The organism is Thermus brockianus (assembly GCF_021462505.1).
In the GTDB taxonomy this organism is placed as follows: domain Bacteria; phylum Deinococcota; class Deinococci; order Deinococcales; family Thermaceae; genus Thermus; species Thermus hydrothermalis.
Map to the genome: position 1 here is coordinate 308,373 of NZ_JAKEDV010000002.1, position 25,908 is coordinate 334,280.

At 66.6% G+C, this 25,908-nt stretch carries 29 protein-coding genes and 3 tRNA genes; 18 read left to right on the plus strand and 14 right to left on the minus strand.

Going from position 1 to position 25,908, the window contains the following annotated elements; all coding sequences use genetic code 11:
* Positions 1-32 precede the first annotated feature (32 nt).
* Positions 33-1,427: a sigma 54-interacting transcriptional regulator gene (locus LXN00_RS03745; RefSeq protein ID WP_234504995.1), complete on the minus strand. Its 1,395-nt coding sequence runs from the start codon at positions 1,425-1,427 to the stop codon at positions 33-35.
* A 66-nt stretch (positions 1,428-1,493) separates the two neighbouring features.
* Between LXN00_RS03745 and LXN00_RS03750 the strand changes: the two genes are divergently transcribed.
* The 6 genes from LXN00_RS03750 to LXN00_RS03775 all read left to right on the plus strand — a co-directional run bounded on the left by LXN00_RS03750 (position 1,494) and on the right by LXN00_RS03775 (position 5,973).
* A complete protein-coding gene (locus tag LXN00_RS03750) occupies positions 1,494-1,877 on the plus strand; it encodes a HEPN domain-containing protein (RefSeq protein ID WP_234504997.1) in 384 nt (127 codons plus the stop codon).
* Positions 1,874-2,263: a nucleotidyltransferase domain-containing protein gene (locus tag LXN00_RS03755; protein ID WP_234505000.1), complete on the plus strand. Its 390-nt coding sequence runs from the start codon at positions 1,874-1,876 to the stop codon at positions 2,261-2,263. Before LXN00_RS03750 ends, LXN00_RS03755 begins: the two co-directional genes overlap by 4 nt.
* 10 nt (positions 2,264-2,273) lie before the next feature.
* Positions 2,274-2,840 (plus strand): ATP-dependent protease subunit HslV, encoded by a 567-nt coding sequence (gene hslV / locus LXN00_RS03760; protein WP_234505003.1) that lies wholly within the window; start codon positions 2,274-2,276, stop codon positions 2,838-2,840.
* Positions 2,837-4,087 (plus strand): ATP-dependent protease ATPase subunit HslU, encoded by a 1,251-nt coding sequence (locus LXN00_RS03765; protein ID WP_234505006.1) that lies wholly within the window; start codon positions 2,837-2,839, stop codon positions 4,085-4,087. Before hslV ends, LXN00_RS03765 begins: the two co-directional genes overlap by 4 nt.
* Positions 4,088-4,096: 9 nt before the next feature.
* A complete protein-coding gene (locus tag LXN00_RS03770; protein ID WP_234505009.1) occupies positions 4,097-5,164 on the plus strand; it encodes a tetratricopeptide repeat protein in 1,068 nt (355 codons plus the stop codon).
* Between the two features lie 77 nt (positions 5,165-5,241).
* Positions 5,242-5,973 carry a formate dehydrogenase accessory sulfurtransferase FdhD gene (locus tag LXN00_RS03775; RefSeq protein ID WP_234505011.1) on the plus strand — a complete coding sequence of 244 codons (732 nt, stop codon included), beginning with the start codon at positions 5,242-5,244 and terminating at the stop codon, positions 5,971-5,973.
* Here LXN00_RS03775 and tatA read toward each other — a convergent pair.
* A complete protein-coding gene (gene tatA / locus LXN00_RS03780; protein ID WP_018112255.1) occupies positions 5,970-6,134 on the minus strand; it encodes a twin-arginine translocase TatA/TatE family subunit in 165 nt (54 codons plus the stop codon). The genes LXN00_RS03775 and tatA overlap by 4 nt on opposite strands.
* A 69-nt stretch (positions 6,135-6,203) precedes the next feature.
* Here tatA and LXN00_RS03785 point away from each other — a divergent pair.
* The 3 genes from LXN00_RS03785 to LXN00_RS03795 all read left to right on the plus strand — a co-directional run bounded on the left by LXN00_RS03785 (position 6,204) and on the right by LXN00_RS03795 (position 6,470).
* Positions 6,204-6,280 (plus strand) — tRNA-Pro (locus LXN00_RS03785).
* Position 6,281: 1 nt separating this feature from the next.
* A tRNA-Gly gene (locus LXN00_RS03790) sits at positions 6,282-6,357 on the plus strand.
* A 37-nt stretch (positions 6,358-6,394) separates the two neighbouring features.
* Positions 6,395-6,470 (plus strand) — tRNA-Arg (locus LXN00_RS03795).
* Between the two features lie 47 nt (positions 6,471-6,517).
* On the opposite strand, the gene LXN00_RS03800 is transcribed toward LXN00_RS03795, so the two are convergent.
* On the minus strand, positions 6,518-7,084 hold the full coding sequence (locus tag LXN00_RS03800) for a thioredoxin family protein (RefSeq protein ID WP_234505014.1): 567 nt from the start codon (positions 7,082-7,084) through the stop codon (positions 6,518-6,520).
* A 66-nt stretch (positions 7,085-7,150) separates the two neighbouring features.
* Between LXN00_RS03800 and LXN00_RS03805 the strand changes: the two genes are divergently transcribed.
* The 3 genes from LXN00_RS03805 to LXN00_RS03815 are packed head-to-tail and all read left to right on the plus strand — an operon-like array spanning position 7,151 to position 10,991.
* Positions 7,151-9,571 carry a cation-translocating P-type ATPase gene (locus LXN00_RS03805; RefSeq protein WP_234505047.1) on the plus strand — a complete coding sequence of 807 codons (2,421 nt, stop codon included), beginning with the start codon at positions 7,151-7,153 and terminating at the stop codon, positions 9,569-9,571.
* Positions 9,568-10,017 carry a CBS domain-containing protein gene (locus tag LXN00_RS03810; protein ID WP_234505049.1) on the plus strand — a complete coding sequence of 150 codons (450 nt, stop codon included), beginning with the start codon at positions 9,568-9,570 and terminating at the stop codon, positions 10,015-10,017. Before LXN00_RS03805 ends, LXN00_RS03810 begins: the two co-directional genes overlap by 4 nt.
* Positions 10,014-10,991, plus strand: coding sequence for a sodium:calcium antiporter (locus LXN00_RS03815; protein WP_234505051.1), 978 nt, complete (start codon positions 10,014-10,016; stop codon positions 10,989-10,991). Before LXN00_RS03810 ends, LXN00_RS03815 begins: the two co-directional genes overlap by 4 nt.
* Here LXN00_RS03815 and LXN00_RS03820 read toward each other — a convergent pair.
* The 11 genes from LXN00_RS03820 to LXN00_RS03870 all read right to left on the minus strand — a co-directional run bounded on the left by LXN00_RS03820 (position 10,976) and on the right by LXN00_RS03870 (position 21,036).
* Positions 10,976-11,416, minus strand: coding sequence for a universal stress protein (locus tag LXN00_RS03820; protein WP_234505053.1), 441 nt, complete (start codon positions 11,414-11,416; stop codon positions 10,976-10,978). The two genes, LXN00_RS03815 and LXN00_RS03820, sit on opposite strands and share 16 nt — an antisense overlap.
* Positions 11,417-11,419: 3 nt before the next feature.
* On the minus strand, positions 11,420-13,150 hold the full coding sequence (locus LXN00_RS03825; protein WP_234505055.1) for a ribonuclease J: 1,731 nt from the start codon (positions 13,148-13,150) through the stop codon (positions 11,420-11,422).
* Positions 13,151-13,206: 56 nt separating this feature from the next.
* Entirely contained in the window at positions 13,207-15,351 is a 2,145-nt protein-coding gene (gene pnp / locus LXN00_RS03830; RefSeq protein ID WP_234505057.1) for a polyribonucleotide nucleotidyltransferase, read from the minus strand.
* A gap of 58 nt (positions 15,352-15,409) precedes the next feature.
* Positions 15,410-15,679 (minus strand): 30S ribosomal protein S15, encoded by a 270-nt coding sequence (rpsO, locus tag LXN00_RS03835; RefSeq protein ID WP_234505059.1) that lies wholly within the window; start codon positions 15,677-15,679, stop codon positions 15,410-15,412.
* A 71-nt stretch (positions 15,680-15,750) separates the two neighbouring features.
* The gene (locus LXN00_RS03840) at positions 15,751-16,908 is read right to left on the minus strand and encodes an MFS transporter (protein ID WP_234505061.1); all 1,158 of its coding nucleotides are present in this window, start codon (positions 16,906-16,908) and stop codon (positions 15,751-15,753) included.
* Entirely contained in the window at positions 16,905-17,390 is a 486-nt protein-coding gene (locus tag LXN00_RS03845; protein WP_234505064.1) for a hypothetical protein, read from the minus strand. The genes LXN00_RS03840 and LXN00_RS03845 overlap by 4 nt, the downstream gene beginning before the upstream one ends.
* A gap of 65 nt (positions 17,391-17,455) precedes the next feature.
* On the minus strand, positions 17,456-19,144 hold the full coding sequence (locus LXN00_RS03850) for a b(o/a)3-type cytochrome-c oxidase subunit 1 (RefSeq protein WP_234505067.1): 1,689 nt from the start codon (positions 19,142-19,144) through the stop codon (positions 17,456-17,458).
* A 3-nt stretch (positions 19,145-19,147) separates the two neighbouring features.
* Complete coding sequence (locus LXN00_RS03855) at positions 19,148-19,654, minus strand: cupredoxin domain-containing protein (RefSeq protein WP_234505069.1); 507 nt, start codon at positions 19,652-19,654, stop codon at positions 19,148-19,150.
* A gap of 3 nt (positions 19,655-19,657) precedes the next feature.
* On the minus strand, positions 19,658-19,762 hold the full coding sequence (locus tag LXN00_RS03860) for a cytochrome c oxidase subunit 2A (RefSeq protein ID WP_039459144.1): 105 nt from the start codon (positions 19,760-19,762) through the stop codon (positions 19,658-19,660).
* Positions 19,763-19,952: 190 nt separating this feature from the next.
* A complete protein-coding gene (locus tag LXN00_RS03865) occupies positions 19,953-20,543 on the minus strand; it encodes a GTP-binding protein (protein WP_039459146.1) in 591 nt (196 codons plus the stop codon).
* 1 nt (position 20,544) lies between these two features.
* A complete protein-coding gene (locus LXN00_RS03870; RefSeq protein ID WP_234505071.1) occupies positions 20,545-21,036 on the minus strand; it encodes a roadblock/LC7 domain-containing protein in 492 nt (163 codons plus the stop codon).
* A 17-nt stretch (positions 21,037-21,053) separates the two neighbouring features.
* On the opposite strand from LXN00_RS03870, the gene LXN00_RS03875 reads away from it, so the two are divergent.
* Genes LXN00_RS03875 through efp form a run of 6 tightly spaced genes read left to right on the plus strand, consistent with a single transcriptional unit; the run spans position 21,054 to position 25,817 of the window.
* Positions 21,054-22,379: a M20/M25/M40 family metallo-hydrolase gene (locus LXN00_RS03875; protein WP_234505073.1), complete on the plus strand. Its 1,326-nt coding sequence runs from the start codon at positions 21,054-21,056 to the stop codon at positions 22,377-22,379.
* A gap of 5 nt (positions 22,380-22,384) precedes the next feature.
* Complete coding sequence (speB, locus tag LXN00_RS03880; protein ID WP_234505075.1) at positions 22,385-23,266, plus strand: agmatinase; 882 nt, start codon at positions 22,385-22,387, stop codon at positions 23,264-23,266.
* Between the two features lie 28 nt (positions 23,267-23,294).
* Positions 23,295-24,182 (plus strand): alpha/beta hydrolase family protein, encoded by an 888-nt coding sequence (locus tag LXN00_RS03885; RefSeq protein WP_234505076.1) that lies wholly within the window; start codon positions 23,295-23,297, stop codon positions 24,180-24,182.
* A 10-nt stretch (positions 24,183-24,192) separates the two neighbouring features.
* Positions 24,193-24,357, plus strand: a complete 165-nt coding sequence (locus tag LXN00_RS03890; RefSeq protein ID WP_234505078.1) for a hypothetical protein — start codon at positions 24,193-24,195, stop codon at positions 24,355-24,357.
* A 6-nt stretch (positions 24,358-24,363) separates the two neighbouring features.
* The gene (locus tag LXN00_RS03895; RefSeq protein WP_234505079.1) at positions 24,364-25,266 is read left to right on the plus strand and encodes a quinate 5-dehydrogenase; all 903 of its coding nucleotides are present in this window, start codon (positions 24,364-24,366) and stop codon (positions 25,264-25,266) included.
* Positions 25,263-25,817 carry an elongation factor P gene (gene efp / locus LXN00_RS03900; protein ID WP_234505081.1) on the plus strand — a complete coding sequence of 185 codons (555 nt, stop codon included), beginning with the start codon at positions 25,263-25,265 and terminating at the stop codon, positions 25,815-25,817. The genes LXN00_RS03895 and efp overlap by 4 nt, the downstream gene beginning before the upstream one ends.
* Positions 25,818-25,908 lie beyond the last annotated feature (91 nt).

The following is a 25,908-nucleotide window of genomic DNA, read 5'->3' on the forward strand; positions in this document are numbered from 1 at the left end:
CTTCCGGGTACGCTCCCTTCTCCCGGGCGGGCTCAGTTGCCATAGCTTCGCGCCCTTTCCGCCGCTTGGTAGCTCGCCTCTCCCCGGGCGAGCTTCCTGCGGCCCACAAGGCCCTCCAGGATGAACTCCCCGGCGGAAAGGAGGAGCTCGGGGGTGTCCCCTCCCGCCAGGGTCCGGGCCGCCTCCCATAGCCCCGGCACCCCGGCTAAGGCGGCCAAGGCCCCTTCCAGGTCCCCTTCGGGCAGGGTGAGGAGGTTGCCCTCTTCAAAATAGGCCACGATGGCATCGGTCTTCAGGCGGTAGCGGGGGAGCACAAGGCCGAAGGCCCTTTGGACGATCTCCTTGGCCACCCGTTCCGCCCCCTGGAGCTCCCCCTCGTACTCCAACTCCAGCTTCCCCGTGATGGCGGGAAGCCCCTGGTAGAGGTCTAAAGGCCGGGCCACGGGCCGGATGCCCTGGAGGAGGGCCCGCCTTTCGGCGCTGGCCGCCACCACCTCCAGGAGGCTGATGGAAAGGCGCTGGGAAACCCCCGCCGTCTGGTCCACCCGGCGGTCCTCCCGGGCGGCGAAGGCCACCGCCTCCACGGAAAGCCGCACCCACTCGGGCACCTCCACCTCCTCGGGGACGTAGGCCTCCTGGGCGCTGATCCTCGCCCCTTCCTCCAGGCTCTTGGGGTAGTGGGTGCGGATCTCGCTCCCAATGCGGTCTTTAAGGGGCGTGACGATGCGGCCCCGGGCGGTGTAGTCCTGGGGGTTGGCGGTGAAGACGAGCCAGACGTCCAGGGGGAGGCGGATGGGGTAGCCCCGGATCTGGATGTCGCCCTCCTCGAGGATGTTAAAAAGGGCCACCTGCACCTTGGGCGCCAGGTCGGCCAGCTCGTTCACGGCGAAGATACCCCGGTTGGCCCGGGGAAGGAGGCCATAGTGGATGCTCTCCAGGTCCGCCATCCCCGTGCCCCGCCTCGCCGCCTTGATGGGGTCCATGTCCCCCAGGAGGTCGGCCACGGTGGTGTCGGGGGTGGCGAGCTTTTCCACGTACCTTTCCTCCCGAGTGACCCAGACGATGGGGGCCTCGTCCCCCGCCTCCTCCAAAAGCCTCTTCCCCTCGGGGGAGATGGGGGAAAGGGGGTTATCCCTTAGCTCGGTGGGCAGGGCGGGGATCTCCTCGTCTAGGAGGGAAATCAGGCTTCGCAGGATGCGGCTTTTCGCCTGGCCCCGGGTGCCCAGGAGGATGAAGTTCTGCTTGGCCAGGATGGCCTGGACCAGGGCGGGGATCACCGTGTCCTCGTAGCCGTGGATGCCGGGGAAGAGCCTCTCCCCACGCCTAAGCTTTTCCCGGAGGTTTTCCCGGGCCTCCTCCTTCACCGTGCGCCTGAGCTTTTCCAGGGGGTAGGTGCGCTTCAGCTCGCCTAGGGTCTTGGCCTTCACCCTTCCCAGTTTAGGGGGAAAGGGGGGCGGGATATGTGCCCTTCCTTGCCATGCCATAATGGAGGGGTGAACCGGGCCAGGGAAGGGCTGGAGCAGGCCCGCTACAACCTGCGCCACGCCCGGGGGAGCCTGGACCTAGGGGATTATGCCTGGGCTTGCTTCGCTGCGCAACAGGCAGCGGAGGCGGCCCTCAAAGGGCTCCATCTCTCCCGGGGCCAGGTGGCCTGGGGGCACGCTATCCTAGACCTCTTGGCGGACCTCCCCTCCGGCATCCGTGTGCCCGAGGGCTTGTGGGAGGCCGCCAAGATTCTGGACAAGTACTACATTCCCACGCGCTATCCCGACGCCCACCCGGCCGGGCCTGCGGCCAGGCACTACACCCTTTCGGAAGCGGTGGAAGCGGTTCGGCTTGCGGAGGATTTTTTGGCGTTTGTGGAGGCGCACCTGTGACGCGGATCTTTCCCTTTGACCGAGAGGCCCGCATGGAAGCCTTGAAAAGGGCCGCCCAAGCCTTGGGGGAGCGGCCCGAGGTTCTGGCGGTGGTCCTTTTCGGTTCCCTGGCCCGGGGCGAGGCCACCGCCATGAGCGATGCCGACCTTTTCCTCCTCCTGTCCCAAAGTCCCCTCCCTTTCCCGGAGCGCCTGGTGCGCTACCGCCCAGAAGGGCTTAGGGGCGTGGAGGTCTTCCCCTACACCTGGGAGGAGGCCCTGCGGGGCGCCCGGGAAGGGTACGGGCCGGTGTTGGCTGCGCTTAGGGAGGGAAAGCCCCTTTGGGAGCGGGAGGGGGCTTGGAGGCGATTTGGGGAGGCGGCCAAGGCCCTTTCCCCCTTTGCCTAACGCCCTTCTCATGGCCGAGGGGTATCTTGGCGGCGTGGAGATCCACGGCACCACCATCCTAGCTGTCCGGAAGGACGGGATCACCGCCTTGGCCGGGGACGGCCAGGTGACCTTCGGCCAGACCGTGCTCAAGCGCGCTGCGGTGAAGGTGCGGCGGCTCGAGGTGGGGGAAGGCGTCCTGGTGGGCTTCGCTGGCGGGGTGGCGGACGCCTTGGCCCTCTTGGAGCGCTTTGAGGAGAAGCTCAGGGAGGCCAAGGGGTCCCTCCTGAAGGGGGCGGTGGAAACCGCCAAGCTTTGGCGCACGGACCGGGTCCTCCGTCACCTCCAGGCCATGATCGTGGCCGCCGACCGGGAGACCATGGTCCTCCTTTCGGGAAGCGGCGAGGTCATCACCCCAGAGGAGCCCCTTTTGGCGGTGGGCTCAGGGGGGCCCTACGCCCTGGCCGCCGCCAAGGCCCTTTACCGCCACTCGGGCCTTTCCGCTAGGGAGATCGCTGAGGAGGCGCTCAAAATCGCCGCCGAGGTGGACCTCTACACCTCGGGCCAGGTGACGGTGCTTACGTTGGGGGAAGCATGAACCTCACGCCGGCGGAAATCGTCAGGGAGCTTTCCAAGCACATCGTGGGCCAGGAAGCGGCCAAGCGGGCGGTGGCCGTGGCCCTGAGGAACCGGTACCGCAGGAAAAAGCTCCCCCCGGAGATCGCCCGGGAGGTGACGCCCAAAAACATCCTCATGATCGGGCCCACCGGGGTGGGGAAGACGGAGATCGCCCGCCGCCTCGCCCGCCTGGCGGGGGCTCCCTTCGTCAAGGTGGAGGCCACCAAGTTCACCGAGGTGGGCTACGTGGGCCGGGACGTGGACTCCATCGTGCGGGACCTGGCGGAGGCCAGCTACCAGCTCGTGCTGGAGGAGATGAAGAAGAAGGTGGAGGAAAGGGCCTTGGCCTTCGCCGAGGAAGAGCTCGCCACCCTCCTTAGGGTTTCCCTCGCCGAGGTCCGCTCGGGGCGCTGGGATTCCCACGTGGTGGAGGTACAGGTGGAGGAGGAGGCTACCCTGCCCTTCATGGGGGTCCTGGGGGGCGAGGGGTTTGGGGGCATGGGGGAGATGCTTAAAGGGCTTCTCCCCAAGCGGCCCGTGCGCAAGCGCATGACGGTGCGGGAGGCCCGGGAGGTGCTTAAGAACCAGCACGCCGAGCGCCTCATTGACAAGGAAGAGCTCAAGGAGGAGGCCAGGCGCCGGGCCCAGGAGGACGGCATCGTCTTCATTGACGAGATAGACAAGGTGGCGCGGCGGGAAGGCGCTGTGGGCCCGGACATTTCGGGGGAGGGGGTACAGCGGGACCTTCTGCCCATCGTGGAGGGTACGGTGGTTTCCACCCGCATCGGCCCCATTTCAACAGAGCACGTGCTCTTCATTGCCGCCGGGGCCTTCCACGTGGCCAAGCCCTCGGACCTAATCCCCGAGCTCCAGGGGCGGTTTCCCATCCGGGTGGAGCTTTCCCCCTTGGGGCCGGAGGAATTTTTCCGCATCCTGAAGGAACCGGAAAACTCCCTTATCCGCCAGTACACCGAGCTCCTCAAGGCAGACGGCACCGAGCTCGTCTTCCACGAGGACGCCCTTTGGGCCATCGCGGAGGCAGCCCACCGGGCCAACCAGGAGCTCGAGGACATCGGGGCCCGGAGGCTCGCCACAGTTTTGGAAAGGGTACTGGATGAGGTAAGCTTTCAAACGGATCTCGGTCGGGTGGAGATCACCCGGGCCTACGTGGAAAAGCGGCTAGAGGAGGTCTTCGCCTCGCCCGATCTGACGCGGTTCGTGCTCTAGGAGGATGGTATGCGCTGGTTTCTTTTGACCTTAGGCTTGCTGGCGGTTCCGGCCTTGGCCCAGACCCCTCCGCCCCCAGCGGCGCAGACGGCCACCCAGGATGCCCTTAGGCTAGGGGTGCAGCTCTACGCCCTGGGCCGGTACGAGGCGGCCCTCGAGGCCTTTGAACGGGCGGCCAAGGAGAAGCCCCAGGACCCCGATGTCCTTTACTGGCTGGCCCGGGCCCAGCTTAAGGTGGGCCTCCTGAACCCCGCCCTGGAGAACGCCAAGGGCTTGGTAGCGAAAAACCCCCGGTACATCGGGGGGTACATGGTCCTCTCCGAAGCTTACGTTGCCCTCTACCGGGCGAGCGAAGACCGGGAGAAGGCCAAGGCCTACCTGGACCAGGCCTTAAGCGTCCTGCGGGACGGGGAGCGGGTGAACCCCCGCTACGCCCCCCTCTTTGCCCAGCGGGGCCTCGTCTATGCTTTTTTGGGCCAGGTGGACAAGGCTGAAGAGGCTTTTAAGAAGGCCCTTGCCTTGCAAGATACCCCCGAGGTGCGGGTGGCTCTGGCGGAGCTTTACCTGGCGGCGGGGCGGCTGGACGAGGCCCTTGCGGAGTACGCCCGCGCCCTGCAGCTTGCGCCCAAGGACGGCAACGTGCGCCTCCACTACGCCTCGGCCCTCCTCCTCAAGGGCCGGGCGGAGGAGGCGGCGAGGGTCCTGGAGGAGGGGCACAGGCTCAAGCCCCTGGACGCCGAGGGGTGGTACACCCTGGGCCAGGCCTACGTGGCTTTGGGCCGCTGGAAGGAGGCGGGGGTGGCCTTGGAAAACGCCATTGCTCTGGCCCCCTTGCGCTTCCCCGCCGCCTATTACTACCTGGGGCAGGTCTACTTGGTCCTGGGGGATGCGGCAAAAGCCAAGAGCCGCCTCACGGTGGCGGTGCGCCTCGAGCCCAAGCGGCCCGAGTACCGCTACCAGCTCTGCCTGGCCAACGAGAAGCTCGGGGACAAGGAAGGGGCCCGCTACCAGTGCCAGGAAGCCCTCAAGCTGAAGCCGGGCTACAAGGAAGCGGAGGAGGTCCTGCGCCGGCTCTAGCCAGGCCTTGCGCCCTAGGGGGTTTGTGCCCCTAGGGCTTTTTTATTCGCCGAGGGAGGGCTATGGTGAGGAGGTCTATGTGGCGGTACGAAAGGGGGCGCTTCACCGAGGAAGCCTTCCCCCTGCCCGAGGAGGCCCGCCTCCTCCTGGTGGTGAACGGCGAGCCCTGGACCTCTTTGAGCTACACCCCAGGGGACGAGGCCTACTTGGCCCTGGGCCACCTCTACCTGAGCGGGGTTCTCCAGGACCTGGAAGGGGTTAAGGTCCGTGTGGCCGAGGGGATGGTCTTGGTGGACCTGCCCCGTGCGCCCGAGCGGGGCCTGGGGGTGCGGGATAGCGGGTGCGCCGCCGGGCTTCGCTACGGGGAGCCCAGGCTAGCCCCCTTGCCCCGGGTCCCTTTGGACCCCAAGCTCCCCTTGGCCCTCCTCTCTGAGCTCCGGGCCCGCACTCAGGCGTACGCCCGCACCCGGGGCATCCACGGGGCGGCCCTCTTTGACCGGGAAGGGCGCCTCCTCTACCTGAACGAGGACATCGGCCGCCACAACGCCGTGGACCGCCTGGCGGGGTTCATGCTAAGGGAGGGCATCCCCCCGCCCGTGCTCGTGGCCTCCACGGGGCGGGTGAGTCTGGAGATGGCGGCCAAGGCGGTGGGCATGGGGGCGGTGCTCCTGGCAAGCCGCACCGGGGCCACGGCCCCTGCCGTGGCCTTGGCGAAGCAGTATGGTCTAGCCTTAGCGGCCTACGTGCGCCCCACGGGCTACCGGCTCTACGCCCCGGGGGGGATGCCCGTGGAGGAGAAGGCCCTTTAGGCCTTGGGCTCTTCCTTCTTTTCCTCGCCCTCCTGTAGGCCCTTCTTGAACTCCCGGGCCGACTGGCCGATGCCCCGAGCGAGCTCGGGAAGCTTCTTGGCGCCGAAGAGGAGGAGGATGACCAGGAGGATGAGGAGGATTTCCACCGGACCTAAGCGCATGGGCCCATCTTAGCACGCCTTGACCCTCTGGGGAGCAGGTGTTATCGTGGCCTGTGGGGTGGCGCGCCCCGGGGCGTAGCGCAGGCCGGTAGCGCACCTGCTTTGGGAGCAGGGGGTCGCCCGTTCAAATCGGGCCGCCCCGACCATGCGGGAGTAGCTCAGTTGGTAGAGCATCGGCCTTCCAAGCCGAGGGTCGCGGGTTCGAGTCCCGTCTCCCGCTCCAAGCGGCCGGGGTGAAGGCCACCCCGGCTTTCTCCTATGGGCCCGTAGCTCAGGGGACAGAGCAGCCGCCTTCTAAGCGGTAGGTCGGGGGTTCAAATCCCTCCGGGCCCGCCAAGGCCATCTGGGCCCCGCATCCTTGCGGGGCCTTTTCCTCAAGAACGCTAGCCCACCCGCACCTCGGGCTCGTTGCCCGGCTTCCACTTGATGGTGCAGCCGATGGCGGGGGCCTCGGCGAGGGGGGGGTCTTGGCCTTGGAGGAGGGCTTCTATGGCCGCCTCGAGGTTGCGGCTTTTCACCTGGGTGGGGTCCTTGGGGCTATCGTTCACCCGGCCGTGGTAGCGGAGAAGCCTCCTTTCGTCAAAGAGGAAGACCTCGGGGGTCCTTAGGGCCTTGTAGGCCTTGGCCACCTCCTGGCTTTCGTCCAGAAGGTAGGGGAAGAAGATGCCGTGCTCCTTGGCGAAGGCCACCATGCCCTCGGGGCTATCCTCGGGGTACTTTTCGTAATCGTTGGCGTTGATGCCCACAAAGGCCACCTTCCCTCGGTACTTTTCCGCCAGGGCCACGAGCTCGCCGATGGACCCCTTCACATAAGGGCAGTGGTTGCACATGAAGACCACGGCCAGAAGGGGCTCTTGGAACTGGGAAAGCCGGTAGCGCCCTCCCCGGGGGTCGGGAAGCTCGGCATCAATAAGGGGGCTTCCTAGGGGTAGCTCGGGATACTGGAGCATGCTTTCATGCTAATCCGCGGCCGCTAGGGACAACAAGTCCCCGGCTTCTTATGTATCCTGAAGCCCATGCGAGGGCTTTCCGCGGAGGAAGCGAGGAAACGATTAGAGGAATTCGGCCCCAACGCCCTTCCGGAGAAGCCGGAGGAGCCCCTTTGGCGGAAGTTCTTGCGCCAGTTCCAAAGCCCTCTCATCTACATCCTCCTTTTTGCCCTCCTGATTGACCTCTTCTTTTGGCTTTCCGAGGGGGCGCGAGGGGTTCCTCTAGAGTCTTTGAGCATCTTGGCCATCCTCCTCCTGAACGCTGGGCTTGGTACCTTTCAGGAAAAGCGTTCGGAGGAGGCCCTAAAGCGGCTTAAGGCCCTGGCGGAGCCCATGGTCTATGTCCTCCGCGACGGCCGCTTTGTGCGCCTGCCGAGCCGGGAGCTGGTCCCCGGGGACGTGGTGCGCCTCGAGGCCGGGGACCGCATCCCCGCCGATGGGCGCTTGCTGGAGGCGAGCGGGGTCTTGGTGGACGAAAGCGTCCTCACGGGGGAAAGCGTGCCCGTGGAGAGGGGGGAAGGGGAGGAGGTCTACGCCGGGACCCTCCTCGTGCGGGGACGGGCCCTTATGGAGGTGACCCGCACCGGGCTCAAGAGCGCCATGGGGCGCATCGCCGCCCTTCTTGCCGGGATGGAGGAGGAGAAGACCCCCTTGGAGCGCCGCCTCCACGCCTTCGGCAACCGGGTGGCGCGCTGGGTGCTTCTCCTGGCCCTGGCCCTGGTCCTCCTGGGCTTTTGGGTGGAGGGGTTTTCCGCCAAGGTGGTCCTCTTCGCCGTGGCCTTGGCGGTGGCCGCCGTGCCCGAGGGGCTTCCCGCCATCCTCACCCTGGCCTTGAGCCTGGGGGTGGAGCGGATGGCGCGCCGCAAGGCGGTGGTGCGGCGGCTCGCGGCGGTGGAGGCCCTGGGAAGCGTGACCGTGATCGCCACGGACAAAACCGGCACCCTCACGGAAAACCGCATGGAGGTGGAGGGCGTGGTGGGGCCCGACCCGGAAGGGGCGCTTCTCGCCATGGTCCTCTGCAACGACGCCGACCTGGCCACGGGGGCGGGGGACCCCTTGGAGCTTGGCCTCCTCCGTTACGCCCAGAAGGCGGGCTTGGACGTGGAGCGGCTTAGGAAGGAATACCCCCGCCTTTCCGAGCGCCCCTTTGACAGCGCCTGGAAGTACATGCGGGTGACCACCCCCAAAGGGAGCTACCTCAAAGGGGCCCCCGAGGCCCTCATCCCTAGGCTTGGGCTTACCGAGGAGGAAAAGGAGCGCCTTTTGCAGGAGGCGGAGGCCCACGCCGCCCAAGGGTACAGGGTGCTGGCCCTGGCCTTTGGGGAAGGGGAGCGGGAGGAAGGCCTCCTTTTCCTCGGGTTCGTCCTGCTCCTGGACCCGCCCCGGCCCGAGGTGCCGGAGGCCGTGCGGCGCATCCTGGGGGCGGGGGTGCGGGTGGTGATGGTCACGGGGGACCACCCCGCCACCGCCCTGGCCATCGCCCGGCGCATCGGCCTTCCGGTGGAAACGGTGGCCACGGGGGAGGACCTCGAGGCCCTGACCGATGAGGAGCTTCTGGAGGTGGACGTCTTCGCCCGGGTGAAGCCGGAGCAGAAGCTCCGGATTGTGGAGGCCCTGCAAAAAGCGGGGGAGGTGGTGGCCATGACCGGGGACGGGGTGAACGATGCCCCGGCCCTAAAGCGGGCGGACGTGGGGGTGGCCATGGGCCAGCGGGGTTCGGACGTCTCCCGGGAGGTGGCGGACCTGGTGCTTTTGGACGACAACTTCGCCACCTTGGTGGCGGCCATTGAGGAGGGGCGGAGCATTTACGAGAACATCCAGAAGTTTCTCCGCTTCCTCTTTTCCACCAACCTGTCGGAGATCCTGGTGGTGGCGGTGGGCATGGTCCTCGCCGCCTCCCTGGACCTGAGGGACGCCGCCGGGCACCTCCTTTTGCCCCTCACCGCGGTGCAGATCCTCTGGATCAACCTGGTAACGGACGGCCTCCCCGCCTTGGCCTTGGCCTTGGACCAGAACCCCGGGGTGCTCAGGCGTCCCCCCAGGCCCAAGGATAGCCCTCTTCTGGATGGGCCTTCCCTGCGCTTCGTCCTCCTCACGGGGGGGATCAAGGCGGGGCTTGCCCTTCTCCTGCTGGCCTTCCTTCCCCTGGGGGTGGGGGTGGAGGCGGCGCGGAGCGCCACCTTTCACTTCATGGCCGTGGGGCAACTCTTCTTCGCCTACGCTGCCCGGCACACCCAACTCCACCCCCTGCCCAACCCCTACCTGCACGGGGCCGTGGGCTTGGGGATTGCCCTCCAGGTGGCCTTGGGCAGCCTGGCCCCAGGGCTTGTGGAGGCGGCGCCCCTCGTCCCGTGGCTTTGGGCTTTGGTGCTCGCCCTGGCCCTTTTGGCCTGGGGCCTGGCGGAGGCGGTGGACCGGCTAGTATGGCGAAAGGAGGTGCGGCGGTGAAGGCGAAAGAGGTGATGGTGAGCCCCGTGGTGAGCGTGCCCTTGGGCGCTACCTTGGACGAGGTGGCGCGGCTTATGGTGGAGCGGCGCATCGGGAGCGTGCTGGTGGTGGATGGGGAGGGGAGGCTTCGGGGCATCGTCACGGAGACGGACTTCCTCAAGGAGCGGGGGATTCCCTTCTCCACCTACCGGGCCCCCATGCTTCTTGGGCGTTACCTGGACGGGGCCGGGCTTGAGCGGATCCTCGAGGAGGCCCGCACGACCCGGGTGGAGGAGATCATGACCGCCCCGGTGCACGCCGTGGGCCTCGAGGAGCCCCTGGCCCGGGTTTTGGAACTCATGCTCACCTACGACATCAACCACGTGCCCGTGGTGGATGGGGAGGGGAGGCCTGTGGGCATCATCTCCCGCTTTGACCTCCTGCGGCTCCTTCGGGACCGCCTATGACCTGGTTCGCCTTCCTTGGCGTGGCCATGGTGGTGGTCTTCGCCGGGGCCCGGGTGGCCTACTACGGGGACGCCCTGGCGGAGAAGCGGGGCTGGGGCCGGGCCTGGGTGGGGCTCATCCTGGTGGCGGCCACCACCTCCTTGCCCGAGCTCTTCACGGGTACCAGCGCTGCCCTCCAGGGGCTTGTGGACATCGCCGTGGGGGACGTGTTGGGCAGTACGCTTTTCAACCTGGTGATCCTTTCCCTGCTGGACGCTGTGGGGGGACGGGTCCCTCTTCTTGGGCGCCTCCATGCGGGGCACGCCCTGGCCGTGGGGTTTGCCCTTCTCCTTTTGGCCTTCCAAGGCGCTGCCCTTTTCGGGGGAGGACCGACCCTCGGCCCCGTTTCCTGGTACGCCCCCGCCGTTCTGGCGCTTTACCTCCTGGCCACCCGCCTCACCTTCCTCTACGAAAGGAGGCGGCCCCAGGCGGAGCTGGAGCGCCTGGAGCTCTATTACGAGCACCTTTCCCTGGTCCAAGTGGTGCGGGGGTACGTGGGCTTCGGCGCTTTGGTGGTGGGGGCGGCCATCCTCCTGCCCCCCTTGGCGGAACGGCTTGCGGAGGAAACGGGTCTTGGGGCGAGCTTCGTGGGCACGGCCTTGGTGGGGGCCACCACCTCCCTCCCTGAGGTGGTGGTGACGCTAAGCGCCGCCCGGTTAGGGGCCTTTGACCTGGCGGTGGGGAACGTCCTGGGGTCCAACCTCTTCAACGCCCTCATCCTGGCCTGGGATGACCTCCTCTACCCCGGGGACTTCTTCCAGGAGGCCCACGGGAGCCACCTGGCGGCGGTTTTGGTGGCCTTCGCCATGTACGGCGTGGTCCTGGTGGGGATGAGCTACCAGGCCCTTCGGAAGCTGGCCGTCCTGTCCTGGGACACCCTGGCCCTTCTTGGCCTTTACCTCCTCGGGCTTTCTTGGCTTTACGCCCTGCGGTAGGGCACCACCAGGACGGGCTTGGGGCTTTTGCGCACCACTTCCAGGGTCACGCTTCCGAGGAGGGCCCGGTCAAGCCCGGTGCGCCCGTGGCTTCCCATGACGATGAGGTCGTGGTGGGCCGCCTCCTTGAGGATCACCTCCGCCGCCCGGCCCTCGAGGAGATGGGCCGCAAAGGGTACGCCCATCTCCTCGGCTAGACGGGTGGCCTGGTCCAGGGCCTTAAGCCCTGCCCGGCGCAGGTCCTCCAAGAGGGCCTGGTAGTAGGGGAGGTTCTCCGGGCCCAAAAGGAGCCTGGGCCCTAAGGGCTCCAGGGCGTGGAGAAAGCTCACCCGCGCCCCCAAGGCCTTGGCTAGGCGGAGCCCCTCCTTTAGGCCCACCTCCGCCGCTTCGCTTCCGTCCGTGGGCAAAAGCAGGCTTTTGTACACGGCCTACCCCTCAATGACCACGGGCAGGATCACGGGGTCGCGGCCCGTGGCCTTCTTGAGGAACTTCTTCACCGGGTAGTAGATGTCGTCCCGGATGCGCTCCAGGGGCTTCTTCTCGCGAAGGCCGTTTTGCAGGGCCTCGAGGGCCATGCGCTTCACCTCCCCAAGAAGCCTTTCCCCCGCCTTCACGAAGCCCCGGGACACCACCTCCACCACCGGGTCCTGGGCGGCCAGGGCGGTGATGACCACGATGCCCTCCTCGGCCATGTGGCGGCGGTCGGCCAGGATCTCCTCGGTGATGTCCCCCACCCCTAGCCCGTCCACGTAGAGGGCGCCCGCGGGAACCTGGCCCACCTTCTCAAAGGTGTCTCGGGTGAGGCGGTACACCGCCCCGTTTTCCCCGATGAGGGTCTTCTCCGGGGGGCGGCTCATGGCCTCGGCCAGCCACTTGAAGTTGGTCTGGTGGCGCACCTCCCCGTGCCAAGGCAGGAAGAACTTGGGCGTGGTCAGGTTCAGGATGAGCTTCAGCTCCTCCTGGGAGGCGTGGCCGGAGGCGTGCACTTTGTAGGTGGGGGGGTAGAGGACGTAGGCCCCCAGGGCGTAGAGGCGGTTGATCACCCGGTTCACCGCCTCCTCGTTGCCGGGGATGGGGCTAGAGGAGAGGATCACCGTATCCCCGGGCTTGATGGCCATCTTGGCGTGCCCCTCAAAGGCCAGGCGGGAGAGGACGGACATGGGTTGGCCCTGGCTTCCCGTGGCCAGGATGAGCACCTGGTGGTCGGGAAGGTCCTTCACCTCCTCCAGGGTGTAGAGGCGGTCCTTCACCTTGAGGTAGCCCAGCTCCAGGGCGATGCGGCTGAACTTCAGCATGCTCCGCCCCTCCATGGCCACCTTGCGCCCATACTTCTCCGCCGCCCAGATCACCGCCTGGATGCGGTGGATGTGGCTGGCAAAGGTGGTGACGAAGACCCTTCCCGGGGCCCGGCCAATGGCCCGGTCCAGCTCCTTGGCGATTTCCATCTCGCTCGGGGTGTAGCCGGGGCGCTCGGCGTTGGTGGCGTCGGCGATGAGGAGCAAAACCCCTTCCGCCCCCGCCTGGGCCACCTTGGCCAGGTGGGAAACCTGCCCGTCGATGGGGGTGGGGTCCAGCTTGAAGTCCCCGGTGTGCACGATGGTGCCGATGGGGGTGCGGATGACCACCCCGGAGTTGTCGGGGATGGAGTGGGTCATGCGGAAAAGGTCCAGGGTGAAGTACCGCCCCACCTGGATGCGGTCGTCGGGGGAAACCTCTTTGAGGTTGAAGCTTCCCGGCCTCAGGCCGAACTCCTCCAGCTTCCCCTTGAGAAGACCCAGGGTGAGCTTGGCCCCGTAGATGGGCACCTGGGAGTCCTTGCCGAAGACCATGGGCAGGAGGAAGGGAAGCCCCCCGATGTGGTCCTCGTGGCCGTGGGTCAGGACCCAGGCCCGGATGAGGTGGCGGTTTTCCACCAGGTAGTCCACCCGGGGGATGAGGAGGTCCACCCCGGGCATCCCCTCCTCGGGGAAGGCCAGTCCTCCGTCCAGCACAAAGATCTCGTCCCGGAAGCGGAAGGCGGTGATGTTCTTGCCGATCTCCCCCATCCCCCCTAGGGGGATGATCTCCACGGCGTCCTGGGCGCCCCCCGTTAGGGCCACCGGGGCCTCTTGCGGGCGTTTCTTGCGCCTTCTCCTGGGCTTGCGCTCTTGTGTTTCCATAAACCTCCTATTTTCCCGGCTAGGCCGGGATTACGGCTTGGGGAAACCCCCAGGGGCTAGCCCCGCCGCCTGGGGGGGATTTTGCCTTCCAGCTCGGGCCGGATCAGGTCTATCTTGCCCCGCTCGTCAATGCGGTGGACCTTGACCTTGATCACGTCCCCCACCTTGAGGTGGTCCTCCACCCGCTCCACCCGGCCCGGGGCGATCTGGCTGATGTGCAGGAGGCCTTCCGTGCCAGGGAAGAGGCTGATGAAGGCCCCGAAGGGAGTGATTTTGGTGACGGTGCCCTCGTACACCTCGCCCACCTTGGCCTCGCGGGTGAGGTCTTCTATGCGCTTCTTGGCCTTTTCGGCCGCCTCGAGGTCGGCGGAGTAGATGCGCACCGTCCCGTCCTCCTCGATGTCCACCTCCACCCCGAGTTCCTCTAGGGCGCGCACGTTCTTGCCCCCTGGGCCGATGACGAGGCCGATCTTCTCCACCGGCACCTTGAGGCTCAGGATACGCGGCGCAAAGGGCTTGAGCTCGGGGCGTGGGGCGGGGAGGACGCTCTCCATGAGGTCCAGGATCTTCAGGCGGGCCTCCCGGGCCTGCATGAGGGCCTCTTTGAGCACCTCCCGGGGAAGCCCGCCCACCTTGTTGTCCATCTGCAAGGCCGTGACCCCCCGGCGGGTACCGGCCACCTTGAAGTCCATGTCCCCCAGGGCGTCCTCCAGGCCCAGGATGTCGGTGAGGATCACCGCCCGGTCCCCCTCCCACACCAGGCCCATGGCCACCCCGGCCACGGGGGCCCGGATGGGCACGCCCGCGTCCATGAGGGCCAGGCAGCCGGCGCAGACCGTGGCCATGGAGCTACTGCCGTTGGATTCCAGCACGTCCCCCACCACCCGGATGGTGTAGGGGAAGCTCTCCTGGGGCGGGAGCACCGCCTTAAGGGCCCTTTTGGCCAGGTTGCCGTGGCCCACCTCCCGCCGGGAAACCCCCCTGAGCCGCTTGACCTCCCCCGTGGAATAGGGGGGGAAGTTGTAGTGGACCAGGAAGGGGTCGGTCTCGTCAATGCCCAGGTCGTCAATGATCTGCTCGTCCCGGCCCGTGCCCAGGGTCACGGTGCCCAGCACCTGGGTCTCCCCCCGGGTGAAGACGGCGGAGCCGTGGGTGCGGGGCAGGACGTCCACCTCGATCCAGATGGGGCGGAGGTCCTTAGGGGTGCGGCCGTCCGCCCGCTTGCCCTCCTCCAGCACCAGCCGCCTGAGCTCCCTGCGCACCACCTCGTCAAAGGCGCTTTCGTAAAGCGGCTTCCGGCTCTCGTCCGGGGTGCCGTCCTCCCCTTTGGGCAGGGCCTCGGCGATCAAGGCCTCGGCGAAGGCCTCGAGGGCCCGGCTCCTTTCCCCCTTGCTGGCGGTCTGGAGCACTCCGGAAAGCCCCCGCTCCAGGGCCAGGCGGTAGAGGGCCTCCTTCTCCTCCTCGGAGAGGGTTTCGGGAGGCGTCCAGGCCATCTTGGGCTTGCCCAAGGCGCGGGCCATGGCCTCCTGCAGGTCCAGGATGGGCTGCATCTCCCGGTGGGCGAACTCCAAGGCCTGGACGAGGGTCTCCTCGTCCACCTCCTGGGCTCCCGCCTCCACCATGAGGATGGCGTTGCGGCTTCCCGCCACCACCAGGTCCAAGGCGCTTTCCTCCAGCTCCTGCAGGGTGGGGTTGAGGACGAACTGCCCCCCGAGGAGGCCCACCCTAACCGCGGCCACCGGGCCCTCCCAGGGGATGTCGGAAAGCATCAGGGCGGCGCTGGCCGCCGTGGGCCCCAGGATGTCCGGGGGGTTCTTCTGGTCGGCGGAGAGCACGGTGACGATCACCTGCACCTCGTGGCGGAACCCCTTGGGGAAAAGGGGGCGGATGGGCCGATCCGTCATGCGGGCCGAGAGGATGGCCTTTTCCCCAGGGCGCCCTTCCCGGCGCATGAAGCTCCCCGGGATCTTGCCCACCGCGTAGTGCCGCTCCTCAAACTCCACGGTGAGGGGGAGGAAATCCGCCTCAATGGGTTCCTCGGAGGCCTGGGCCGTGGCCAGGACCACGGTGTCGCCGTAGCGCACCAGGACCGATCCGGAGGCCTGCTTGGCGTACTTTCCGGTTTCCAGAACCAGGAGGCGGCCAGCCACCTGGGTTTCGTACCGTTCGGCCCTTGGGGTGTTGGGTGTGCCTTCTGCCATGGTTGTCCTCAAGCGAAAGGCGGAGCCCAAAGGCCCCGCCCCCGACCTGGATACCAGTTTACTTCCTAAGGCCCAGTTTCTCAACCAGGGCCCGGTAGCGCTCCGGATCTTCCCGCTCCAGGTAGCGAAGAAGCCGGCGCCTTTGCCCCACCAGCATCAAGAGACCCCGGTGGGAGTGGTGGTCGTGCTTGTGCACCTTGAGGTGCTCGGAAAGCCGGTTGATGCGCAGGGTGAGCAGGGCCACCTGCACCTCGGTGCTCCCCGTGTCCCCGGGGAAGCGGGCGAACTCCTGTATGACCTTTTGCTTTTCCTCTTTGCTGATGGGCATCCTCACCTCCGTCAGGGGGGAAGGCGCTCTTGGCCCCTTCCTCCTCGAGGCCCCAAAGGGCCTCCTCCAGGTTAGGACCTGCCCTTTCTTCCGTCAAGCAGGAAGAGGAGAAGGGCCCCAAGGGCCAGACCCGCCCCCACGGCGAAGGCCAGCGTAGGGCCATAGCCTTGCCATAGCCAACCGAAGATCAGGCTTGCGGGGAAGAGCAAAACCCCCACCACCGTGTGGTACAGGCCGATGGCGGTGGCCTTGGCCTCCTGGGGTACCAGGGTGGCCAGGTAGGCCCGGCTTGACCCCTCAAAAGCGGCGGAGTACAGGGCGTAAAGGAGAAGCAGGGCCACGCCCCCCAGGGCGGTCTGGGCCCAGGCGAAGCCCAGGTAGACCAGGGCGTAAAGGGCAAACCCCAGGGCCACCACCCGCCTCAACCCCACCCGGTCGGCAAGCCCCCCCAAGGGGTAGGAGAGAAGGGCGTAAAGGAGGTTGTAGCCCGTGTAGGCCAGGGTGACCTCCTCCTGCGAGAGGCCTAGGTCCTTAAGGCGCAGGAGCAGGAAGGCGTTAGAGGAGAGGGCCAGGGCAAAGATGCCGGAAACCAGAAGGAAGCGCCGGTAAGCGGCCGGGAGGGTCTTCAGGTAGTCCAGGCGAAGGGGGGGAGGGGGGGTGTGGGCGGCCCTGGCCGGGCCAGGCTCCGTGACCCTAAGAAGCGTGAGCCAGGCCAAGAAGGCGGGGATGGCGGAAAGCCAGAAGACGCCCCGCACCCCCAGATGGGGCAGGAGAAGGAAGGCCAAGAAGGGGCCCACGGTGGCCCCCAAGGTGTCCAGGCCCCGGTGAAGGCCATAGGCCCGTCCCAGGGCGCCCTTATCCACGGTTTCCGCAAGGAGAGCATCCCGGGGGGCGGTGCGCAGGCCCTTCCCGAGACGGTCCAGAAAACGGTACAGAAGGACGTGCCCTGGGCTTTGCGCCAGGGCCAGGATGGGCCTTAAGAAGGCGGGTAAGCCATAGCCCAGGAGGAGCAGGGGCTTTCTCCGGCCCACCCGGTCCGAAACCCGTCCCCCCACCACCTTGAAGAGGCTGGCGGTGGCCTCGGCTATCCCCTCCACCAGGCCGAGGGTTCCAGCCCCTGCGCCCAGGCTGGTGAGGAAGAGGGGCAAAAGGGGATAGACCATCTCGCTGGCCACGTCCATGAGGAAGCTGACCAGGCCCAGGAGGTAGACTTGCGCGGGAAGCTTCATGGCCGGTACCTCACGTAAAGGAAAAGCAAGGGAGGTTCTGGAAGGACCATCAACAGGGAAAGGGGGTCCAAGGGGGCCGGGGAAAGCAGGGCTGGTCCCAGGGGGGTGGCGAAGGGCAGGGGCAGGGTGCGGGTGAGGAGGAAGAGCAGGAGGAAAACGGTGGAAAGCCCCACCCCAACGCGCCACACCAAGGGGGCGAAGGGGGGTTCCCCCTTGGGGTACATGAAGCGCAGGGTGATCAGGACAAGGGCGTAGGTGACCTTTAGGGCCAGCAAAACAAGGAAGAGCTGGCCGTAAAGGTAATACTCGCTCACCAGACCGTAGCGGACAGCCTCCGCCTCGGAAACCCCCAGGGCGCTTCCGCAAAGCCCTTGCCCCAGCACCTGACCCAGGCCCAACCCCAGGAACTGGAGAAAAAAGGGGAGAAGGGTGAGGCCCACTATCCAGCTCAAGGCGGGGGAGGTTACAAAGCCCACGGGCATAGCCTTGCGCCTTCCGCAAAAAAGGTCAAGAGCCAGAAACTCCTGGCCCTTGACCCCTTGAGGGCCTACCAGAGCCGCATACCCGGCACCGGGTTCAGGTTGCTGAAAAGCTGCACCAGGGTGGGGCCGTAGGCCAACACTACCAGGATCACCGCCACGGCGAACCAGAAGCCGATGCGGTCCATGGCCTGGACCAGGGGACGGTCCTCGGGGCCGGAGATCACCTCAGCGAAGGGCACCGGGGCCTCGGCCAGCTCCGCCCTACGCTCCCGGCCCAAAAGAACGCTGAAGAGGCCGTAGATGAAAAGGAGCAACGCCACCAGCAGGATGATGCCGGCGAGAATGTTGAAGACCATGGGAAGGGCGGCGTGGGTATAGGCGTCCGGCACCTGGGCGATGTAGGCCCGCCGGGGCACGTTCAGGAGGCCCTGCCAGTGGAGGCCGAGGGCCATCACCATCATGCCGATGAACCAGAGCCAGACCACCGCCAGCCCCAGGCGGCGCTGGCCATCGGAGATGGGCTTTCCCGTGAGGTTGGGGATGAGCCACCACAGGGAGCCCATGCCGGTGAGGGTTACCAGGCTCGCCACCTGCAGGTGGAAGTGCCCCGGTATCCAGGCGGTGTTGTGCACCACGTAGTCCAGGGTGAAGCTGGCGTTCACTATACCGCCAGCCCCTCCGGGGATGAAGCCGATCAACCCCAAGACGGGGGCCACGAAGGCCGGGTTGTCCCAGGGGAGGGCCTTGATCCAGCCCAAAAGCCCCTTCCCGCCCCGCAGGCGCCCGGCGAACTCCAGGCTGGCGGCCACGGTGAAGGCGGTCATGAGGCTGGGCACGGCCACGAACAGGGTGAGGACCGAGTGGATCATCTTCCAGGTGGGGTCAATGCCGGGGTCGGCGAACTGGTGGTGGAACCCCACGGGGGTGGAGAGGAGGAGGAAGAGGAGGAAGGCGAGCCGGGCCATGGGGTCGGACACCAGCTTCCCGCCCGCCTGCTTGGGGAGGATGGCGTAGATGATGGCGTAGGCGGGCAGGAGCCAGAAGTAAACGATGGGGTGGCCTGTCCACCAGAAGAGGGTGCGGGCCACCAAGGGGTCAACGCCCTGGATGAGGCCAAAGGACCAGGGTAGGAGGAAGAGGACGGCCTCGAGGACCAAGCCGATGGAGGCGATCAACCACATGAGCCAGAAGACCACGGCCATGTAGGTGACCAAGGGGGTCACCTTCCCCGGGTTTTGCGCCTTCCAACGGCGCCAAAGGTCCCAAACGATGTAGATGCTCACCCAGGTGGAAAGGACGAAAACGCTGGCCCCCAGGTAGAAGGCCCAGTGGCCCTTGAGGGGCGGGTAGAAGGTGTAGAGGACCGTGGCCTCGTTGGCGAGAAGGGGAAGGGCGGCCACCACGAGCCCCAGGAAGGCCATCCACCAGGAAAGCCACATGAGGCCCATGTTGGGCCTCATGTTCAGCTCCCGCGCCGGCAGATAGACCATGATGGCCTGGGCGAAGAGCTGGGTGAAGACGATGGCGTTTAGGACCCCGTGCAGGGTGAGGCCCTGGTAGTAGGACTGGACGAAGGGGAGAAGGCGCTTAAGGAGGGGGTAGGCGTCCACGTTCCCGTAGTTCAGGGCCTGGAAGGGGCCAAAGAGGCTTCCCACGATGACGGCGAGGAAGCCCAGGACGAGGAAGTAGAGGGTGGCCTTCTTTTCCGGATAGGCCTCGTAGATGCGGCTAATCTCTCCCGTACGCACCGCCATAGCTCACTCCTTCACCACGATCTTGCCGAACATGTTCTGGTGGCCGATGCCGCAGTACTGGTTGCAGATGATGCGGTACTCCCCGGCCTTCTTGAAGGTGTAGCGCACGGTGGACACCTCCCCGGGAAGCACCTCCACGTTGATGTTGGTGCCCTCCACGTGGAAGCCGTGGATCACCTCGGGGCTGGTGATCTTGAAGACGATTTCGGCCCCCTTGGGTACCTCAATGGGGTTGGGCTGGTAGCCATAGGCGAAGGCCAGGACGTAGACCGTGTACTGGTTGGGGCCGGTCTGGACCACCGCCTGGGCGGGGTCGGCCCAGGGGCCCTCCGTGCGCACGGTGGCGGGGTTGACCCGCTCCAGCTTGCCCGCAGGGATAGCCCCGGCGGTGTGGGTGGCCAAGGTGTAGGCGATGAGGGCGATGAAGACGATGAGCATGGCTAGGGAAAAGGCCAGCCAGCCCTTCTCGTAAGCCAGGATCGCCTTGTGCGCCTTGTGTTCGTCCACCATGGTTTACCCCCTAGCGAAGAAAAGGGCATATACCCCCAGCCAGAAGACCAAGATGGTGAGGGTAAGAACCACTATTACTCCCATGGCGCCAACCGGTTTCTCCTCCATACCCTTCCTCCCTAACGGCGGGGTGCCGTATACGGGGGTTATGGTAGCGAAAAGCCCGTCAAAGGGTGAAGTACATTTGTCCCTTACTTTAGGGAGCAATTGGGACAAAAGTCCCTTCCCGCTCTTAGATACAGGAGGGGGGTAAAGGGAAGGGCCGGGAAGATTTCCCGGCCCCCGGCTTCGTCCCGGCTTAGGCCCCGCTTCCCACCCGGGCCAGGACCAGGCGGCTCACCTCCTTAAGGGTTTCAAACACCCCCTTCCCCTCCGTGGCCACCGCCTCAAACACGGGGAAGCGCCCCTCTGGGTCCACCACCGCCCGGACCATCTCCACGGGGAGGGCATCGGGGAGGTCGCGCTTGTTGACTTGGAGGACCACGGGGAGGTCTTCCACCTTCAAGCCGTATTCCGCCAGGTTTTCCCGCATGTTGCGCATGCTCTCGGCGTTGGCCCGGAGTCGGTTTGGGGCGGAGTCGGCCACGAAGACGATCCCGTCCACGCCGCGAAGGATGAGCTTGCGGCTGGCGTTGTAGAAGACCTGCCCGGGCACGGTGTAAAGGTGGAAGCGGGTTTTAAAGCCCTTCACTTCCCCCAAGTCCAGGGGGAGAAAGTCAAAAAAGAGGGTTCGCTCGTCCTCGGTGGCCAAGGAAACCATCTCCCCCTTCCGCCCCTCGGGGATTTTGCCGTAGATCCACTTTAGGTTGGTGGTCTTGCCCGAGAGGCCGGGGCCATAGTAGACGATCTTGAAGTTGATCTCGCGGTTGGCGAAGTTGATGGTGCTCATGTTAGTTGCCAAAGAGCTCGTCCAGGAGGGCCTTGGCTTCCTCGCGGTACTGGGTGTCCAGGTTGAGCTTGGGCGGGTTGGCCAGGGCTTCCTCGGCGAGCCTAGCTAGGGCCTCCGCCGCCCGCTTCCCGTAGAGCTTCACCTTGCCCAGGGGGGCGTTCTCGTCAAAGACCAGGACCAAAAGGGCGTGCTCCCCGGCCTCGTCCACGTAGAGGCCCATGCGCTCGCCCTGGTGCACCACCTCCTGGAAGCGGGCCTCACCCAGGAGCTTGGCCAAAGCCTGGGTGGCGGCGGCGTTTCCCGCCACCAGGGTGGCGAGGGAGTCCAAGGGCGGGGGCTTAGGGGCCCATAGGGCCTCCTTGTGGGCCAGGACGAAGCCCTTGCGGTCTATGAAGAGGGCGTACCGGGCCCCGGTTTCCCGAAGCGTTTCCTCCAGGACGTCCATGGCCCGCTCGTAGGGGCCTCCGTAGAGGACCAGGGAAGGTTCCACCATAGTATGCTCAGTCTACCATGAGGCCTTTTCTAGAGGAGGCAAGGGCCCTTCTTGCGGAGCTCGTGGCCTTGCCCACGGTGAGCGCCGAGGGCCGGGCTTTGGCGGAGGGGGCGGAAAAGGTGGCGGGGCTCTTGGAAAGCCTGGGCCTAGAGGCGGAGCTTCACCCGGGCTATGGCCCCCCGGTGGTCTATGCCGAGGGAGGCGAAGGGGAGAGGACCCTTTTGTTCTACAACCACTACGATGTGCAGCCCCCGGACCCCTTGGAGCTCTGGGAAAGCGACCCCTTTACCCTCACGGAACGGGACGGGGCCTGGTACGGCCGGGGCACCCACGACGACAAGGGGGAGCTGGTGGCCAGGGTGATGGCCCTAAAGCTTTTCCAGGAAAAGCACGGGTTTTTGCCCCGGGTGAAGTTCGTGGTGGAGGGGGAGGAGGAGGTGGGAAGCCCCCACCTCGAGGCCTACGTGGAGGCCCACGCCCCCCGTCTACGGGCGGACGCCATCCTGTGGGAGGCGGGGGGCGTGGACGCCCAGGGGCGGCCCTACCTCTACGCCGGGCTTAAGGGGATCGTGGCCCTGGAGCTTAGGGTGCGCACCGCCCGCTATGACCTCCACTCCTCCTACGGGGCGGTGGTGGAAAACCCCATCTACCGCCTAAGCCGGGCCCTGGCCTCCTTGAGGGACGAGGAGGGGAGGGTCCTCATCCCGGGCTTTTACGCCAAGGTGCGCCCCCTCACGCCCTTGGAGATGGAGGTGCTCTCCGAGATCCCCGACGAAAGCGAGGCCCTAAAGGAAGCCTTCGGCGTGCGGGACTTCTTGGGGGGTGCGAGGAACCTAGAGTTCAACCAGAGGCTTTACGCCGAGCCTTGCGTCAACATCAACGGCATTCACTCGGGCTACGGGGGGCCTGGGTCCAAGACGGTTCTCCCGGCGGAGGCCTACGCCAAACTGGACTTCCGCCTGGTGCCGGACCAGGACCCCGAGGAGATACCCGTGCTCTTGAAGCGCCACCTCGAGGCCCACGGCTTCCACGACGTGGAGGTGGTGGTCTTGGAGAAGGGGGAGCGGCCCGCCCGCTCGGACCTCGCCCACCCCTTCGTGGGCCTGGCGCGAAAGGCCCTGGAGGAGGCCTTTGGGGCGAAGGCGGTGCTTTACCCCAACATGGCGGGGTCTGGGCCCATGTACCCCTTCCTCCACCACCTGAAGGCCCCGGCGGTGGGCCTAGGGGTGGGCTACCCGGGGAGCCGGGTCCATAGCCCCAACGAGCACATCCGCATCCGGGACTTTGAGCGGGGCACCTTGGCCATCCTACGCCTAATGGAGCGCTTCTTCGGTATCCTCTAGGGGCTATGCGCCTCGTCTTCGGCGAACAAGACACCCCTTACGAGATGGCGCGGGTGGTGGTCCTGCCCGTGCCCTACGACCTTTCCCTCTCCTTCCTCCCGGGGGCAAGGCGGGGCCCCGAGGCCATCCTCCTGGCGAGCCGGGAGCTTGAGCCCTTCCTCCTGGAACTGGGCATCGCCCCCGAGGAGGCGGGCATCCACGCCGCCGAGCCCGTGCCCTGGGTGGCGGGAAGCGCCGAGGAAAGCCACCGCCTGATCGGGGAGGCCGCAAGGGCCCACCTGCGGGCGGGGAAGTTCCTGGTGGCCCTCGGGGGGGACCATTCCATCACCCGCCCCTTGGTCCTGGCCCATCGGGAGGTCTTGGGGGAGTTCTCCCTCCTCCACATTGACGCCCACGCCGACCTCTACCCGGAGTGGCAGGGCTCCCCTTACTCCCACGCCTCTCCCTTCCACCGCCTCCTCCTCGAGGGCTTCCCCCTGGTCCAGGTGGGCATCCGGGCCATGGACCGGGACTCGCTTCGCCTGGCACAGGAGAAGGGCGTGGCCCTCTTCCCCGCCCACCGGCTTCACCGGGAGGGGCTTCCCCTAAAGGAGATCCTCGCCGCCTTGGGGAAGCGGGTCTACATCAGCTTTGACTTTGATGCCCTGGACCCTTCCCTCATGCCCAGCGTGGGTACCCCCTTGCCCGGGGGGCTTTCCTACCGCCAGGCGGTGGACCTCCTGGAGGCGGTTTTCGCCGAAAAGGAGGTGGTGGGGATGGACTTCGTGGAGCTTTCCCCCAATGGCCAGTTCCACGCCGAGATGACCGCCGCCCAGCTCGTCTACCACGCCATCGGGCTCAAGGCCCTGAGCGCCGGGTGGCTCGCCCCGGAAGGGGAGCACAGTTAGCCTAGGCCTTTCCCGCTAGCCTGGGGGCATGCGCCGGGTAGCCTTCGCCCTGGGCTTCCTCGCCCTGGCCTGGGCCCAGGCTCTCACCCTTCCCGAGCTCCGCGCCCGGACCTACGGGGAAGGGGGCTTCCGGGTGGAACGGGTTCTGGAAGAGGGGGTCCGCTTCACCCGGGTCCAGTTCTCCCACCTTTCCGAGGGCCTAAGGGTCCACGGCTTCGCCAACCTTCCCAGGGGCAAGGGGCCTTTCCCGGTGGTGGTGGTCCTCCACGGCTACGTGGAGCCGAGCCGCTACCGCCTCCTCGCCTACACCGCCCGTTACGCCGACTGGCTCGCCCAGGAGGGGTTTCTCGTCCTCCACCCCAACTACCGCGGCCACCCCCCTTCCGAGGGCGCCCCTGCCCGGGGCCTCCGCCACGCCTACGCCGTGGACGTGCTCCACCTCCTCGCCGAGGTGCGCAAAGGGGCCTTCCCCCAGGCGGATGCGGGCCGCATCGCCCTCTTGGGCCACTCCATGGGGGGCGGCATCGCCCAGGTGGTGAGCCTGGTGGACCCTGGGCTTAAGGGGGTGGTCCTTTACGGGAGCATGAGCGGGGACGAAAGGCAGAACCTGGAGCGGATCCTCCACTGGTCCCGGGGTGCGCGGGGAAGGGAGCTTTACACCCTATCGCCCGAGGTCCTGCGCCAGGCCTCCCCCTGGACCTACCTGGCGGAGCTTTCCGTCCCTTATAGCGTCCACCACGGCCTAAAGGATGCCCAGGTGCCCCCCGAGTGGTCCTGGGAGCTTTGCCGGAGGCTCAAGGCCTTGGGGAAGCCCGTGGAGTGCTTCAGCTACCCAGCGGGCCACCTCTTCCAGGGGGAGGCGGACCGGCGCTTTAGGGAGCGGGTCCTGGCCTTCTTGGGGCGGGTGTTGCGCTAGGGTGAAGGGGATGGGGGCGTTTTTGGCCAACCTACAGGCCCTCTTCCTGGCCCTGGCCTTTGGGAGCCTCGTTTTTGGCCTTTTAGTCCGCCTCCTTGGGGTGCGCCGGGCCTGGCCCTTCTTCCTCCTCGCCGCCTTCTTCCTGGCCCTTGGCCTCCTCTTCGGGCTAAAATAGCCCCTCGTGGCCAAGCGCGTGGTTTCGGTTTCCCTGGGGAGTAGCCGCCGCGACTCCGTGGCGGAGGTGGAGCTCCTCGGGGAAAAGGTGCTCCTGGAAAGGCGGGGGACGGACGGGGATCTGGAGCGGGCGGTGGCCCTGATCCGGGAACTGGACGGCCAGGTGGACGCCATCGGCCTCGGGGGGATTGACCTCTACTTGGTGGCGGGGGGAAGGCGCTACGTCATCAAAGACGCCAAGCGCCTCAAGGGGGCGGCGCGGAAGACCCCGGTGGTGGACGGCTCGGGGCTCAAGCACACCTTGGAGAGGCGGGCGGTCAAGGAGCTCGCTTCCCTCATAGACTGGAAGAACACCAAAGTGCTCCTCCCCTCCGCCGTGGACCGCTTCGGCCTGGCGGAGGCCCTTTGGGAGGCGGGGGCCAAGGTGCTCTACGGCGACTTCATCTTCGCCCTGGGCCTGCCCATTCCCCTCTATCGCCTTTCCCTATTGCAAAAGCTCGCTTACCTTCTCCTTCCCGTCCTCACCCAGCTTCCCTTCCGCCTCCTTTACCCCACGGGGAAGGAGCAGGAGAAGCAGGTCCTGGACTGGCGGACCCGGTACTACGTTTGGGCCGATCTCGTGGCCGGGGACTGGCACTACATCCGCCGCTACATGCCCGAGGACATGCGGGGGAAGGCGGTCCTCACCAACACCACCACGGAGGAGGACCTGGCCTTCCTCAAGGCCCGGGGGGTGAAGCGCCTCATCACCACCACGCCCCGCTTAAAGGGCCGGAGCTTTGGCACCAACGTCATGGAGGCGCTTTTGGTGGCCTTGGCCGGGCGGGAGCTCGCCGAGGCCGACTACCTCCGGTATATTGACCTCTTAGGGCTTAAGCCCCAGGTCTTGAACCTAGAGGAGGAAGCATGATCAGCGTGACCGACCTGCGACCTGGAACCAAGGTGAAGATGGAGGGCGGCCTCTTTGAGTGCGTGGAGTACCAACACCAAAAGATCGGCCGCGGTGGGGCGAAGGTGGTGGCCAAGTTCAAGAACCTGGAAACCGGGGCCACCATTGAGCGCACCTTCAACTCGGGGGAGAAGCTCGAGGACATCTACGTGGAAACCCGCGAGCTCCAGTACCTTTACCCCGAAGGGGACGAGCTCGTCTTCATGGACCTGGAAACCTACGAGCAGTTCCACGTGCCCAAGGACCGGGTGGAGGCGGCCCGCTTCCTGAAGGAGGGGATGACGGTCCTGGGGGACATGTACGAGGGCCGCCCCCTCAAAATCACCCCGCCCACGGTGGTGGAGCTCAAGGTGGTGGACACGCCTCCTGGGGTGCGGGGGGACACGGTTTCCGGGGGGTCTAAGCCCGCCACCTTGGAAACGGGGGCGGTGGTGCAGGTGCCCCTTTTCGTGGAGCCCGGTGAGGTCATCAAGGTGGACACCCGCACCGGCCAGTACGTGGGCCGGGCCTAGCCCAAGGGGTGCGTGGGGGCCCGGCTCGCCGGGTCCCCTACGTTTTGACCCGGTCTAAGGGAGCTAACCTTTCGCCATATAAGGTAAGCTT

Excerpts from the sequence above, each read along its gene's own strand:
- hslV (WP_234505003.1), top strand. The coding sequence starts at position 2,274 with ATGGCCGAGGGGTATCTTGGCGGCGTGGAGATCCACGGCACCACCATC.
- LXN00_RS03765 (WP_234505006.1), top strand. The coding sequence starts at position 2,837 with ATGAACCTCACGCCGGCGGAAATCGTCAGGGAGCTTTCCAAGCACATC.
- LXN00_RS03770 (WP_234505009.1), top strand. The coding sequence starts at position 4,097 with ATGCGCTGGTTTCTTTTGACCTTAGGCTTGCTGGCGGTTCCGGCCTTG.
- LXN00_RS03775 (WP_234505011.1), top strand. The coding sequence starts at position 5,242 with ATGTGGCGGTACGAAAGGGGGCGCTTCACCGAGGAAGCCTTCCCCCTG.
- tatA (WP_018112255.1), bottom strand. The coding sequence starts at position 6,134 with ATGCGCTTAGGTCCGGTGGAAATCCTCCTCATCCTCCTGGTCATCCTC.
- LXN00_RS03800 (WP_234505014.1), bottom strand. The coding sequence starts at position 7,084 with ATGCTCCAGTATCCCGAGCTACCCCTAGGAAGCCCCCTTATTGATGCC.
- LXN00_RS03805 (WP_234505047.1), top strand. The coding sequence starts at position 7,151 with ATGCGAGGGCTTTCCGCGGAGGAAGCGAGGAAACGATTAGAGGAATTC.
- LXN00_RS03815 (WP_234505051.1), top strand. The coding sequence starts at position 10,014 with ATGACCTGGTTCGCCTTCCTTGGCGTGGCCATGGTGGTGGTCTTCGCC.
- LXN00_RS03825 (WP_234505055.1), bottom strand. The coding sequence starts at position 13,150 with ATGGAAACACAAGAGCGCAAGCCCAGGAGAAGGCGCAAGAAACGCCCG.
- pnp (WP_234505057.1), bottom strand. The coding sequence starts at position 15,351 with ATGGCAGAAGGCACACCCAACACCCCAAGGGCCGAACGGTACGAAACC.
- rpsO (WP_234505059.1), bottom strand. The coding sequence starts at position 15,679 with ATGCCCATCAGCAAAGAGGAAAAGCAAAAGGTCATACAGGAGTTCGCC.
- LXN00_RS03840 (WP_234505061.1), bottom strand. The coding sequence starts at position 16,908 with ATGAAGCTTCCCGCGCAAGTCTACCTCCTGGGCCTGGTCAGCTTCCTC.
- LXN00_RS03845 (WP_234505064.1), bottom strand. The coding sequence starts at position 17,390 with ATGCCCGTGGGCTTTGTAACCTCCCCCGCCTTGAGCTGGATAGTGGGC.
- LXN00_RS03850 (WP_234505067.1), bottom strand. The coding sequence starts at position 19,144 with ATGGCGGTGCGTACGGGAGAGATTAGCCGCATCTACGAGGCCTATCCG.
- LXN00_RS03855 (WP_234505069.1), bottom strand. The coding sequence starts at position 19,654 with ATGGTGGACGAACACAAGGCGCACAAGGCGATCCTGGCTTACGAGAAG.
- LXN00_RS03860 (WP_039459144.1), bottom strand. The coding sequence starts at position 19,762 with ATGGAGGAGAAACCGGTTGGCGCCATGGGAGTAATAGTGGTTCTTACC.
- LXN00_RS03865 (WP_039459146.1), bottom strand. The coding sequence starts at position 20,543 with ATGAGCACCATCAACTTCGCCAACCGCGAGATCAACTTCAAGATCGTC.
- LXN00_RS03870 (WP_234505071.1), bottom strand. The coding sequence starts at position 21,036 with ATGGTGGAACCTTCCCTGGTCCTCTACGGAGGCCCCTACGAGCGGGCC.
- LXN00_RS03875 (WP_234505073.1), top strand. The coding sequence starts at position 21,054 with ATGAGGCCTTTTCTAGAGGAGGCAAGGGCCCTTCTTGCGGAGCTCGTG.
- speB (WP_234505075.1), top strand. The coding sequence starts at position 22,385 with ATGCGCCTCGTCTTCGGCGAACAAGACACCCCTTACGAGATGGCGCGG.
- LXN00_RS03885 (WP_234505076.1), top strand. The coding sequence starts at position 23,295 with ATGCGCCGGGTAGCCTTCGCCCTGGGCTTCCTCGCCCTGGCCTGGGCC.
- LXN00_RS03890 (WP_234505078.1), top strand. The coding sequence starts at position 24,193 with ATGGGGGCGTTTTTGGCCAACCTACAGGCCCTCTTCCTGGCCCTGGCC.
- efp (WP_234505081.1), top strand. The coding sequence starts at position 25,263 with ATGATCAGCGTGACCGACCTGCGACCTGGAACCAAGGTGAAGATGGAG.